Annotated in this window: 14 protein-coding genes; 12 read left to right on the top strand and 2 right to left on the bottom strand. The window is 65.5% G+C overall.

Annotated elements, in window-relative coordinates; all coding sequences use genetic code 11:
* Positions 1 to 14 precede the first annotated feature (14 nt).
* A complete protein-coding gene (mntR, locus tag M1248_RS02605) occupies positions 15 to 686 on the bottom strand; it encodes a manganese-binding transcriptional regulator MntR (protein WP_163736941.1) in 672 nt (223 codons plus the stop codon).
* Positions 687 to 793: 107 nt separating this feature from the next.
* Between mntR and M1248_RS02600 the strand changes: the two genes are divergently transcribed.
* The 7 genes from M1248_RS02600 to M1248_RS02570 all read left to right on the top strand — a co-directional run bounded on the left by M1248_RS02600 (position 794) and on the right by M1248_RS02570 (position 8,174).
* Positions 794 to 1,786 (top strand): bifunctional riboflavin kinase/FAD synthetase, encoded by a 993-nt coding sequence (locus M1248_RS02600; RefSeq protein ID WP_163726431.1) that lies wholly within the window; start codon positions 794 to 796, stop codon positions 1,784 to 1,786.
* Positions 1,787 to 1,948: 162 nt separating this feature from the next.
* Positions 1,949 to 2,218: a 30S ribosomal protein S15 gene (rpsO, locus tag M1248_RS02595; protein WP_083127559.1), complete on the top strand. Its 270-nt coding sequence runs from the start codon at positions 1,949 to 1,951 to the stop codon at positions 2,216 to 2,218.
* Positions 2,219 to 2,228: 10 nt separating this feature from the next.
* Positions 2,229 to 2,720: a hypothetical protein gene (locus M1248_RS02590; RefSeq protein WP_163726434.1), complete on the top strand. Its 492-nt coding sequence runs from the start codon at positions 2,229 to 2,231 to the stop codon at positions 2,718 to 2,720.
* Positions 2,721 to 3,027: 307 nt separating this feature from the next.
* Positions 3,028 to 5,283: a polyribonucleotide nucleotidyltransferase gene (locus M1248_RS02585; protein WP_163726437.1), complete on the top strand. Its 2,256-nt coding sequence runs from the start codon at positions 3,028 to 3,030 to the stop codon at positions 5,281 to 5,283.
* A complete protein-coding gene (locus M1248_RS02580) occupies positions 5,246 to 6,613 on the top strand; it encodes a M16 family metallopeptidase (protein WP_410506610.1) in 1,368 nt (455 codons plus the stop codon). The genes M1248_RS02585 and M1248_RS02580 overlap by 38 nt, the downstream gene beginning before the upstream one ends.
* Positions 6,614 to 6,662: 49 nt before the next feature.
* Positions 6,663 to 7,550 carry a class A beta-lactamase gene (gene bla, locus M1248_RS02575; RefSeq protein ID WP_317147669.1) on the top strand — a complete coding sequence of 296 codons (888 nt, stop codon included), beginning with the start codon at positions 6,663 to 6,665 and terminating at the stop codon, positions 7,548 to 7,550.
* Positions 7,551 to 7,748: 198 nt separating this feature from the next.
* Positions 7,749 to 8,174 carry a YchJ family protein gene (locus M1248_RS02570; RefSeq protein WP_163726441.1) on the top strand — a complete coding sequence of 142 codons (426 nt, stop codon included), beginning with the start codon at positions 7,749 to 7,751 and terminating at the stop codon, positions 8,172 to 8,174.
* Here M1248_RS02570 and ald read toward each other — a convergent pair whose 3' ends face one another.
* The gene (gene ald / locus M1248_RS02565) at positions 8,175 to 9,290 is read right to left on the bottom strand and encodes an alanine dehydrogenase (protein WP_163726444.1); all 1,116 of its coding nucleotides are present in this window, start codon (positions 9,288 to 9,290) and stop codon (positions 8,175 to 8,177) included.
* 92 nt (positions 9,291 to 9,382) lie between these two features.
* Between ald and M1248_RS02560 the strand changes: the two genes are divergently transcribed.
* The 5 genes from M1248_RS02560 to M1248_RS02540 all read left to right on the top strand — a co-directional run bounded on the left by M1248_RS02560 (position 9,383) and on the right by M1248_RS02540 (position 12,395).
* On the top strand, positions 9,383 to 9,898 hold the full coding sequence (locus M1248_RS02560; RefSeq protein WP_163726447.1) for an Lrp/AsnC family transcriptional regulator: 516 nt from the start codon (positions 9,383 to 9,385) through the stop codon (positions 9,896 to 9,898).
* Between the two features lie 21 nt (positions 9,899 to 9,919).
* Entirely contained in the window at positions 9,920 to 10,654 is a 735-nt protein-coding gene (gene dapB / locus M1248_RS02555) for a 4-hydroxy-tetrahydrodipicolinate reductase (RefSeq protein WP_163726450.1), read from the top strand.
* Positions 10,654 to 11,118, top strand: coding sequence for a hypothetical protein (locus M1248_RS02550; RefSeq protein WP_317147473.1), 465 nt, complete (start codon positions 10,654 to 10,656; stop codon positions 11,116 to 11,118). The genes dapB and M1248_RS02550 overlap by 1 nt, the downstream gene beginning before the upstream one ends.
* Before the next feature lie 62 nt (positions 11,119 to 11,180).
* Entirely contained in the window at positions 11,181 to 11,582 is a 402-nt protein-coding gene (locus M1248_RS02545) for an NAD(P)H-dependent oxidoreductase (protein WP_317147668.1), read from the top strand.
* Between the two features lie 39 nt (positions 11,583 to 11,621).
* Positions 11,622 to 12,395, top strand: coding sequence for an SDR family NAD(P)-dependent oxidoreductase (locus M1248_RS02540; protein ID WP_317147472.1), 774 nt, complete (start codon positions 11,622 to 11,624; stop codon positions 12,393 to 12,395).
* Positions 12,396 to 12,655: the final 260 nt, after the last annotated feature.

Below are 12,655 nucleotides of genomic sequence, written 5' to 3'. Positions count from 1 at the left end.
ACGGTCCGCGACCCTCAGCCGACCACCCAAATAGCTTCTGCCGCAGGGTTTCCCAACTCCACGGTGGTGCCCTTCTCGTGTTCGCCCGCATCGGCGGACTTGACCGCCACCGAGATCATGCCCGCGAAATCGCGCCGGGCCAGCACCAGCAGCCGCGAATCCAGGCTGATGCCGACACTGTCGAAATACCGCAGCATCTCCGGGTCGGAGTCCGAGATCCGGGCGACGGTTCCGGTGTCACCGTCGCGGCAGACCGACAGCTGGCGGGCGTCCGGGGTGGGGACCCGGCCGTCGGAGGCGGGAATCGGGTCGCCGTGCGGGTCGCGCGTCGGATGGCCGAGCTTGGCGTCGATGCGCTCGAGCATCCGCTCGGACACCGCGTGCTCGAGCACCTCGGCCTCGTCGTGCACCTCGTCCCAGCTGTATCCGAGTTCGCGGACGAGGAAGGTCTCCATGAGCCGGTGCCTGCGGACCATCGCGAGAGCGGCCGCGCGGCCGGCATCGGTCAGTGTCACGGCGCCGTACTTCTCGTGATCGACCAGGCCCTGGTCGGCCAGCTTGCGCACCGACTCCGAGGCCGTGCTGGCGGACACGCCGAGTCGCTCGGCCAACATCTTGGTGCTGACCTTCTCGTGCGACCACTCCTGGGCAGTCCAGATCACCTTCAGGTAATCCTGGGCGACCATCGTCAAGTCGCGCGGATCACCGTTCACGCTTACGAAGTTTAGGCAGTTGTCAGCTGATCTGGCGATCTAGCGCGGCCGTGGCGACGCGTGCGCCGTAGGCTTGCGCTGTGCAGCGCTGGCGGGGACAGGACGAGATCCCGACGGACTGGGGCCGATGTGTCGTCACCATCGGCGTGTTCGACGGTGTTCATCGAGGCCATCAGGAGCTGATCAACCACGCGGTGAAGGCGGGCCGGTCCCGCGGCGTGCCGACGGTGTTGATGACCTTCGACCCACATCCCATGGAGGTCGTCTTCCCCGGCAGCCATCCCGCCCAGCTCACGACGCTGACCAGGCGCGCCGAGTTGGTCGAGGACATGGGCATCGACGTGTTCCTGGTCATGCCGTTCACCTCGGATTTCATGAAGCTCACACCCGAGCGCTACGTCCACGAACTGCTGGTCGAACGGCTGCACGTCGTCGAGGTCGTGGTCGGGGAGAACTTCACGTTCGGCAAGAAGGCGGCCGGCAACGTCGACCTGCTGCGCAAAGCGGGTGACCGGTTCGGCTTCGCGGTCGAGGGCATGTCCCTGGTATCTGAGGCCTTTGGGGCTAATGCCACCAACAGCGAGGAAACCGTCACGTTCTCGTCGACCTACATCCGGTCCTGCGTCGACGCCGGTGACATGGTTGCCGCTACCGAGGCTCTGGGACGTCCGCACCGCGTCGAGGGTGTCGTGGTCCGCGGCGACGGGCGCGGCAAGGTCCTGGGCTTTCCGACGGCCAACGTGGCGCCGCCGATGTACTCGGCCATTCCCGCCGACGGCGTCTATGCGGCATGGTTCACGGTGCTCGGCCACGGGCCCATCGTGGGCGCCGTCGTCCCAGGTGAGCGCTACCAGGCAGCCGTCTCGGTCGGCACCAACCCCACGTTCTCCGGGCGTACTCGCACAGTGGAGGCGTTCGTCCTGGATACGTCAGCCGATCTCTACGGCCAGCACGTGGCGGTCGATTTCGTCGCGCGCATCCGCGGGCAAGAGAAATTCGCCAAAGTCGAGGAACTGGTCACCGCGATGGGCGCCGACACGGAACGGGCGCGCACCATCCTGGCGGCACAGTAGACCGGCGATTTCGCGGCTCGCCGCGGTGCTGGATTTCGCGGCTCGCCGCGGTGCGCTGTAGACTCCGGGCCGACCGAGCGTGTGCTGCAGTTCGCGGCGGCTGCGCTTATTTGGGGGCCTAGGGGCCTCATGTTCGCGGACTGAAATAGATGGAGTTGTTTCGTGGCGCTCACTGTCGAACAGAAGAAGACCATTCTGGGCGAGTACGGCCTGCACGACACCGATACCGGCTCACCGGAGGCTCAGGTCGCGCTGCTGACCAAGCGCATCGCCGACCTGACCGAGCATCTGAAGATGCACAAGCACGACCACCACTCGCGACGTGGTCTGCTGCTGCTGGTCGGCCGTCGGCGCCGCCTGCTCAAGTACGTCGCGCAGGTCGACGTGGCGCGCTACCGCTCGTTGATCGAGCGCCTCGGGCTGCGTCGCTGACGCGACGCGGGTGCGGAACCTGCCCGCGATCGTCGTAGCGGCGATCGTCGTTTTGGGGGGGTTGACGGGGTGTTCGTCCTCGTCCGCGACGGATCTCGCGGTAGGGGACTGCCTTAAGACGGGTGGCACCCCGGAGCGGCCGGAAGTGACCAGGGTCGAGTGCGGCAGCCCGGAGTCCAATTTCAAGGTGGCGGCCACGGCCGAGAACAGCGACCAATGCCCGGCTGACGTCGACTCTTACTACTCGATGAAGAGCACGTTCTCCGATACCAGCACCACGATCTGCATGGATATCGACTGGGTCGTCGGCGACTGCATGAGCATCGATCCGAACAACGACAAGGATCCGCTACGGGTCGACTGCGACGATTCCTCGGTGCCCAATCGGCAACGCGCCACCGAGGTGCTGGAGAACGTCGCCAACGTCGACCAGTGCGCAAGCGGCGTCGGCTATCCCTACGACGAGCGCAACTTCACCGTATGCGTGGAGGATGTGGCCTGAGGGTCCGGCGGATTTCGGGCCGTACCAGCTGCAATGTAGGATGGCTGAGTTCGACAGCCGGTTTCGGCTCGAATGTCTGGGTGCGGTGATCGCAGTTCCGCGAGCGCCGTTCCCGCGTGTCACATCGGATGTGCTGGATCAACGACATGCCCGATCGCACGGTCTTCGGTAGTGGCTGCCGGGTCCGATACCCGACAGCTTCGATCGATGGCCGTGGCCCAGTCGAGGCCGGTGATTCACCCTCTGTGGCAACGCGAAAACAGTTGAACAGTGAAGACTGTGAACCAGAGAGGCCATACGGACACCCATGTCTGTAGTTGAACTTGAAGACGGCGTGTACGAATCCACCGCCGTGATCGACAACGGGAGCTTCGGCTCCCGCACCATCCGTTTCGAGACCGGCCGGCTTGCCAAGCAGGCCGCCGGCTCTGTCGTCGCCTACCTCGACGACGAGACCATGTTGCTGTCGGCCACCACGGCCAGCAAGCAGCCCAAAGACCATTTCGACTTCTTCCCCTTGACCATCGACGTCGAGGAGCGGATGTATGCCGCGGGTCGCATCCCGGGTTCGTTCTTCCGCCGTGAGGGCCGGCCGTCGACGGACGCGATCCTGACCTGCCGACTCATCGACCGGCCGCTGCGCCCGACCTTCGTTTCGGGTCTGCGCAACGAGATCCAGGTCGTTGTCACCGTGATGAGCCTGGATCCAAAGGATCTGTATGACGTGCTGGCGATCAACGCCGCATCGGCGTCGACCCAGATCTCCGGCCTGCCCTTCGCCGGCCCGGTCGGTGGCGTGCGCGTCGCGCTGATCGACGGCCAGTGGGTCGCGTTCCCGACCATCGAGCAGCTCGAGGGAGCCGTGTTCGACATGGTCGTCGCCGGCCGCAAGACCGCCGATGACGTCGCGATCATGATGGTCGAGGCCGAGGCGACCGACAAGGTCATCGAGCTCGTCGCCGGTGGCGCGGGTGCCCCGACCGAGGCGGTCGTGGCCGAGGGTCTCGAGGCCGCCAAGCCGTTCATCGCGGCGCTGTGCACCGCGCAGGAGGCGCTCGCCGAGAAAGCCGCCAAGCCGACGGCCGACTACCCGGTGTTCCCCGACTACCAGGACGACGTGTTCGAAAGCGTCTCGGCGGTGGCCACCGACGAGCTGTCGAAGGCGCTGACCATCGCGGGTAAGGAAGAGCGCGACGATCGCACCAACGAGATCAAGGTCGAGGTGCTCGACCGGTTGGCCGAGCAGTACGCCGGCCGCGAGAAGGAGATCGGTGCAGCGTTCCGATCGCTCACGAAAAAGCTTGTGCGCCAGCGTATTTTGACAGACCACTTCCGCATCGACGGCCGCGGCATCACCGATATCCGTGCTCTGAGCGCCGAGGTGGCCGTCGTGCCGCGCGCGCATGGCAGCGCGCTGTTCGAGCGCGGCGAAACCCAGATCATGGGTGTCACCACGCTGGACATGGTCAAGATGGCCCAGCAGATCGACTCGCTGGGCCCCGAGACCAGTAAGCGGTACATGCATCACTACAACTTCCCGCCGTATTCGACCGGTGAGACCGGTCGCGTCGGATCGCCCAAGCGTCGCGAGATCGGCCACGGCGCCCTCGCCGAGCGGGCCCTGATGCCCGTGCTGCCGAGCGTCGAGGAGTTCCCGTACGCGATCCGCCAGGTGTCGGAGGCATTGGGCTCCAACGGCTCGACGTCGATGGGTTCGGTGTGTGCGTCGACCCTGTCGCTGCTGAATGCCGGTGTGCCGCTGAAGGCCCCGGTCGCCGGTATCGCGATGGGGCTCGTGTCCGACGACGTCGAGGTTGATGGTGGCGGCACCGAGCGACGCTTCGTCACCCTCACCGACATTCTCGGCGCCGAGGATGCGTTCGGCGACATGGACTTCAAGTGCGCAGGCACCAAGGAGTTCGTCACCGCGCTGCAGCTGGACACCAAGCTGGACGGCATCCCGTCACAGGTGCTGGCCGGCGCACTGTCGCAGGCCAAGGATGCGCGCCTGACGATTCTCGAGGTGATGGCCGAGGCCATCGACGAGCCCGACGAGATGAGCCCGTATGCACCGCGGATCACCACGATCAAGGTGCCGGTCGACAAGATCGGCGAGGTCATCGGGCCCAAGGGCAAGATGATCAACTCGATCACGGAGGAGACCGGTGCGTCGATCTCGATCGAGGACGACGGCACCGTGTTCGTCGGGGCCTCCAATGGCGAAGCGGCACAGGCTGCGATCGACAAGATCAACGCGATCGCCAACCCGCAGCTGCCCAAGATCGGTGAGCGGTTCCTCGGAACGGTGGTGAAGACAACCGATTTCGGTGCGTTCGTGTCGCTGCTTCCAGGTCGGGACGGCTTGGTGCACATCTCCAAGCTCGGCCGCGGCAAGCGGATCGCCAAGGTCGAGGACGTGGTGAAGGTGGGCGACAAGCTGCGCGTCGAGATCGCCGACATCGACAACCGTGGAAAGATCTCGCTGGTCCTCGTCGCCGAAGACGAAGCAGCTGAAGCATCCCCTGATGCAGCGCCAGCAGATGCCGCAGCAGCCACGAGCTAGGGCGTTGCGTCGCGGCGCAGACAACAAGGAATCATCGACTCGAGACCTCTCCAAGGTGCGGCGCACCGTACTACCCGGTGGCCTGCGCGTGGTCACCGAGTACGTCCCGTCGGTGCATTCGGCATCGGTCGGGGTGTGGGTCGACGTCGGGTCCCGTGACGAGGGATCCAGCGTGGCCGGTGCGGCGCACTTCCTGGAACACCTGCTGTTCAAGTCGACGCCGACGCGATCCGCGGTCGAGATCGCACAGGCGGTGGACGCCGTCGGTGGCGAGCTGAACGCGTTCACCGCCCGTGAGCACACGTGCTACTACGCGCATGTGCTCGACACCGACCTCGAACTGGCGGTCGACCTGGTGGCCGACGTGGTGCTGCGGGGGCGTTGTGCCGCAGACGATGTCGAGATCGAGCGGGCCGTCGTGCTCGAGGAGATCGCGATGCGCGACGACGATCCCGAGGACACCCTCGGCGACGTCTTCCTGTCGGCGATGTTCGGTACGCATCCTGTCGGGCGACCGGTGATCGGCAGCGCGGAGTCGATCGCCTCCATGACCAGGACGCAACTGCATTCGTTCCACATGCGGCGCTATACACCGGAGCGGATGGTGGTGGCGGTCGCGGGAAATGTGGACCACAACGAGGTCGTGTCGCTGGTGCGCGAGCACTTCGGTCCTCGCCTGGTGCGCGGCCGCAAGCCGGTGGCCCCGCGTAAGGGCACCGGTCGCGTCACGGGCCGGCCGACCCTTGAGATCGTCAACAAGGACGCCGAGCAGACCCATCTGTCGCTGGGCGTCCGGACACCGGGCAGGCACTGGGAGCATCGGTGGGCATTGTCGGTGCTCAACACCGCTCTCGGCGGTGGGCTGAGTTCCCGGCTGTTTCAACAGATTCGGGAAACCCGCGGGCTGGCGTACTCGGTGTACTCGACCGTGGACACCTTCTCCGACAGCGGTGCGCTCTCCATCTACGCGGCGTGCCTACCCGAACGCTTCGCAGAGGTCGTCCGGGTGACCGTCGATGTGCTCGAGGACGTGGCCCGTGACGGCATCACCGAAACCGAATACCGCATCGCGAAGGGCTCACTGCGCGGCGGACTGGTGCTCGGACTGGAGGATTCGGGTTCCCGGATGAACCGGATCGGCCGAAGCGAGCTGAACTATGGCGCGCATCGCACGATCGCCGACACCCTGTCCAGGATCGAAGCGGTAACGCTGGACGAAGTGAACAGCGTCGCGCGCAAACTGCTGACCCGGCAATACGGTGGCGCAGTTCTCGGTCCGCAAACTTCGAAAAGGATGCTGCCGCAGCCGCTTCGGGCCATCACGCGCTGATCGCCTAGGCTGGGAGTCGATGACTCGACTGAGGCGCTCCAGCGCCGACATCCAGCGACTGTCCAGACGAAATGTTCTGCTCGGTGGGTTGACGCTCGCCGCGGTGGCCGCGTCCGCGCCACGTACCGCGACGGCACAGCCGCCGTCGTCCATCGAGGCGTCCCTGCAGGGGCTCGAGCAACGCCACAACGCCGTTATCGGGCTGTTCGCTTCAAACCTGGTGTCAGACAAGACTGTTGCGCACCGCGCACAGGACCCTCTTGCCCTGTGTTCGGTGTTCAAGGGGTATGCCTCGGCGCGCGTCCTGCAGATGGCTCAGCACGGCGAACTCTCGCTCGACGAGGGGATGTTCGTAGACCCGGCTCAGATCCTGCCGAACTCACCCGTCACCGGACCGCGCGCTGGCTCCGAGATGACGCTGGCCGAGCTGTGCCAGGCCACGCTGCAGCAGAGTGACAACGCCGCGGCGAACCTACTGCTCAGCAGGATCGGCGGGCCGCAGGCGATCACCGCGTTCGCGCGCAGCATCGGGGACGGACAAACGCGTCTGGACCGCTGGGAGACCGAGCTGAACTCGGCGATCCCGGGTGATCCGCGGGACACCAGCACACCCGAGGCGCTGGGTGGGGGTTATCGCGCGCTGCTGGACGGAGATGTCCTCGCGCCACCGCAGCGGGGGCTGCTCGAGGACTGGATGCGCGCCAACCAGACGTCGAGCATGCGGGCGGGGCTGCCGCCGGCCTGGACCAGCGCCGACAAGACGGGCAGTGGGAGCTACGGCACGACCAACGATGTCGGAATCGCGTATGGGCCGGAGGGCCAACGCGTGCTGCTCGCGATCATGACGCGGTCGCAAGCCAATGATCCGCAAGCGGCGAACATGCGCCCGCTCATCGGGGAGATCACGGCGCTGGTGCTGCCGACGCTGCTCGCGTAGACGCCGTTGACCAGGACACCCGGTCCCCCCCGGGTAGTCCGGGTGTGCCTGGTCAGACGACTGCTACGGGGTGTGTGGAGCACCTGCAGCTGGACCAACGGTATCGGAGCAGCCCGCGGAAGGAATCGGGTGAAACCCTACGATGCGGACCTCAAAGACCCCTATAGCGCAGCAAGGTCGGCTTGGCACACTGTGAGCATGGATCCGGCCGCATTGTGTCCCTGTGGTTCGGAACTGCCGTTCGGGCGCTGTTGCCTACCGCTGCACCTGGGCGAACGTCAGGCCGAAACGGCCGAACAATTGATGCGGTCGCGCTACAGCGCCTACGCCGTAAACGATCTCAACTACGTCTGGCAGACGTGGCATCCGACGACACGGCCCCCGGAGCTGACGCCGGCGACCGGCTTGACGTGGACCGGACTGGAGATCGTCGACACCGTTGACGGGTTGAGCGGCGATGATTCGGGCGAGGTCGAATTCCGTGCGCACTACCGGCAAAGCCAACAAAACCGACGCTCAGGCCGATCTGCTCCTGGCGTCGCGGGGGGAACGCTGCATGAGCGGTCCCGCTTCGCCGTTCGAGCCCGTCGGTGGTTCTACATCGACGGGGAGTTGTTCGGGTGATCAGGCCAGCACGGTGCCCGGATCGGTGAAGGGCAGATCCAGATCGGTGGCGACCTGCTCGGAGAGCAGCGAGCCCTGGTGCGTCGACAGACCCTTGGCCAGCGCCGGATCGGCCTCGCACGCGGCCTGCCAGCCCTTGTCGGCCAGTTTCAGCACGTAGGGCATAGTGGCATTGGTCAGCGCGTAGGTCGACGTGCGCGGAACCGCGCCCGGCATGTTCGCCACGCAGTAGAACACGGTGTCGTGGACCGCGAAGGTCGGATCGTCGTGCGTGGTGGGCCGCGAATCCTCGAAGCAGCCACCCTGATCGATGGCGATGTCGACGAGTACCGCACCGGATTTCATGTGTGCCACAGTCGAATTCGTCACCAGCTTGGGCGCCTTGGCACCGGGGACGAGCACGGCGCCGATGACCAGATCAGCCTCCTTGACCGCGTCCTCCAGATCAAGTGTGGACGAGTAACGGGTCTCGATGGCGCCGCCGTACTCGGCGTCGATCTTGCGCAGGATGTTGATGTTGAGGTCGAACACGGTGACGTGCGCGCCCATGCCCCAGGCGACGGCGGCGGCGTTGTCGCCGGCCATGCCACCGCCGATCACCACGACCTTGGCCGGCGCGACGCCGGGGACGCCGCCCATCAGCACGCCACGACCACCGCGGGTTCGCATCAGGTGGTACGCACCGACCTGTGCGGCCAGTCGTCCCGCGACCTCGCTCATGGGGGCCAGCAGCGGCAGGGATCCGTCGGCCAGCTGGACGGTTTCATAGGCGATGGACGTGGTGCCCGAGGCGAGCAGCGCGTCGGTGCACGGCTTGGAGGCGGCGAGGTGCAGGTAGGTGAACAGGGTCTGGCCCTCGCGCAGGCGCGAGTACTCGGCCTCGATCGGCTCCTTGACCTTGAGCAGCAGCTCGGCCTCGGCCCATACCTCGTCGACGCTGGGGATCATCTGCGCGCCGGCCCGCTTGAAGTCTGCATCGGAGATCGCGGAGCCCTCGCCGGCACCGGCCTGGATCAGGACCTCGTGGCCACGGTGGACCAGCTCGGCGACACCGGCCGGGGTGATGGCCACACGGAATTCGTTGTTCTTGATCTCGGTCGGGATGCCGACACGCATGATCGCTCCTATAGTCGAATTTGCTCCCTAAAGTGTGAGGAATATTCGATCGATTGGCAATAACTTTGTCTATTCTTCGTTAAAGTGCCGATATGTCCGAAGAAACATCGATCAGATCGGCGGGTCCACCGCGTTCGCCGAAGGATGTTCAGGCCGTCGATCTCGACGCCGTCGACCGGCGGATGCTGCTCACGCTTCATGGGGATGCGCGGATCTCCAACAGCGCCCTGGCCGACGCCGTCGGGATCGCCCCGTCAACCTGTCACGCGAGGCTGAAGCGACTGCAGGACCTCGGGGTGATTCGGGGTTTCTACACCGACATCGATCCGGCGGCCATCGGTCTGACGCTGCAGGCGATGATCTCGGTGAGCCTGCAATCCAACGCTCGCGGCAAGATCCACAGCTTCATCGACCAGATCAGACGCAAACCTCAGGTGATGGACGTCTACTTCCTGGCAGGTGCCGAGGACTTCATCCTGCACGTCGCCGCGCGCGACACCGACGACCTGCGGTCGTTCGTGGTGGAAAACCTCAACGCCGACACCGACGTGGCGGGGACGCAGACGTCGTTGATCTTCGAGCACCTGCGTGGCGCCTCCCCGCTCTAAGCGACCAACTAGGGTTGGCCCATGCGAGTGGCGGTGCTGGGGGCCAAGGGCAAAGTCGGCGCGACGATGGTGCAGGCAGTCGAAGAGGCTGCGGACCTGACGTTCACTGCGGGGGTCGACGCTGGTGATCCGCTGAGTGAACTGGTCGACTCGCGCACCGATGTCGTCATCGACTTCACGCATCCCGACGTCGTGATGGACAACCTGAAATTCGTGATCGACAACGGAATCCACGCGGTTGTCGGTACGACCGGCTTCACCGACGAGCGCATCAGCCAGGTCCAGCAGTGGCTGTCCGGCAAGCCGGATGTCGCAGTGCTCATCGCGCCGAACTTCGCGATCGGCGCGGTGCTGTCAATGCACTTCGCGCAGCAGGCCGCCAAGTTTTTCGAGTCCGTCGAAGTCATCGAACTGCACCATCCGCACAAGGCGGACGCGCCGTCGGGCACGGCCGTACGCACCGCCCGGCTGATCGCCGAGGCACGCAAAGACCTGCCGCCCAACCCCGACGCGACGAGCACGGGCCTCGAGGGTGCCCGCGGCGCCGACGTCGACGGTATTCCCGTGCACTCGGTGCGGTTGGCTGGCCTCGTCGCGCACCAGGAAGTGCTGTTCGGCACGCAGGGTGAGACTTTGACAATCCGACACGACAGCATCGACCGCACGTCTTTCGTACCCGGCGTGCTCCTCGCGGTGCGCAAGGTCGCCGAACGTCCCGGCCTCACCGTGGGTATTGAGCCGCTGCTCGACCTCTGATGAGTGAGAAATCGCGAGCGCTGCGTATCCAGCTGCTGATCGGCTTCATGTGCGTAGCGCTCGTCGTCTATTTCTTTCTGCTCGGCCGGATCGCGTTGGCGTTCCTCAGTTCCGGTGAACCCGCCGCAGTCGGGCTCGGTGCCGCGCTGATGATCATGCCGCTGATCGGCATCTGGGTTCTGGTCAGCACGCTGCGGGCCGGGCTTGCACACCAGCGGCTGGGCCGGATCGTGAAGGACGAGGGCATGGAACTCGACGTGAGCGCACTGCCGCGAATGGCCTCAGGACGGATCGAGCGCGAGGCCGCCGACGAGCTCTTCGCCGCCGTGCGCGACGAGTTGGAGCAGGACCCGAACAACTGGCGGCGATGGTATCGGCTGGCCCGTGCCTACGACTACGCCGGCGATCGCGGCCGCGCGCGCGAAGCCATGAAGAAGGCTGTCGAGATGGAGGAGCAGGATTGAGCAGTCCATCGAACAAGACATTGCTGATCGTCCATCACACACCGTCGCCTCACTGCCAGGAGATGTTCGACGCCGTCGTATCCGGCGCCAACGACCCTGAGATCGAGGGCGTGGAGGTCGTGCGACGGCCGGCCCTGACCGTCTCGGCGACCGATGTACTCGAAGCGGACGGCTATCTGCTCGGCAGCCCCGCAAACCTCGGTTACATGAGCGGCGCTCTCAAGCACGCGTTCGACGTCATCTACTACCCGTGCCTAGACGCGACGCGTGGCCGACCCTTCGGTCTGTACCTGCACGGCAACGAGGGCACCGAGGGCGCCCAAAACGGGGTGACCGCGATCACGACCGGCCTGGGGTGGACGAAGGCCGCCGAATACGTTGTCGTCTCGGGCAAGCCGAGCAAGACCGATCTCGAATCGTGTTGGAATCTTGGCGCAACCGTCGCCGCTGGGCTGATGGGATAGCGTGGCTAACCCGTCACTGCGGCGAATGGGAGAAGAGCTGTGACCCAAGGACCTGGACGTCTGCTCGGCAAGTCGGCGGTGATCACCGGCGCGGCGATGGGGATCGGGCGGGCGACCGCCGAGGTCTTTGCCCGCGAGGGCGCACGTCTGATCGTGACTGACATTCAACGCGAACCGCTGCTTGGGCTAGCCGACGAATTGCGGCGTAGCGGTGTCGAAGTCGAGACGGTCGTCGGCGACGTCTCCGTCGAGGAGGACGCGCGGCGGATGATCGCGGCCGCAATCGATCGCTTCGGGAGGCTCGACGTGCTCGTTGCCAACGCCGGCATCATCCCGCTCGGCGACGCTACGGAGGTGACGGCCGCCGGCTGGGACGAAGTCATGGCGATCGACGGGCGCGGCATGTTCCTCACCTGCAAATTCGCGATCGAAGCGATGGTGTCGAACGGTGGAGGTGCCATCGTGTGCCTCTCCTCGATCTCGGGCCTGGCCGGCCAAAAACGTCAGGCGGCCTACGGACCGGCCAAGTTCGTCGCTACCGGCCTGACGAAGCACTTGGCGGTCGAGTGGGCCGACCGCGGCATCAGGGTGAACGCCGTTGCGCCGGGGACGATTCGAACAGAGCGGGTCAACCGACTTCCGGAGGAGCCGGGCGGCTCGGAATACCTCGCTGACATCGAGCGCATGCACCCGATGGGCCGACTCGGTGAACCGGCGGAGGTCGCTAGCGCCATCGCCTTTCTGGCCTCCGACGAAGCATCGTTCGTCACCGGTGCTGTGTTGCCCGTCGACGGGGGATTTCTGGCGCAATAGCGCCCACGTCATCGCGGCGGGCCTGGGCTGGACGAACGGCGCCGAATACCTTGTCGTATACGGCAACCCGAGCACAACCCTAGGTCAGCACGAACCGGAGGCAAATCCGTGGCGACGACTCCTGCGACATCGCGGTTCTTCAACGCCGTCAGCAACATTCTGCGCAGACCGTCCATGCGGCCCGTCACCCGAACAATCAGCGCGATGAACTACCCCAGGTTTTGTTCCGATCTTCATAGGAGGATTGGAAGCTATGCCCC

The sequence above is a fragment of the Mycobacterium sp. 29Ha genome (assembly GCF_032883055.1).
Taxonomy (GTDB): domain Bacteria; phylum Actinomycetota; class Actinomycetes; order Mycobacteriales; family Mycobacteriaceae; genus Mycobacterium; species Mycobacterium gallinarum.
Note: the sequence above shows the minus strand (reverse complement) of the source record. Positions and strands in the feature narration are given on the sequence as shown.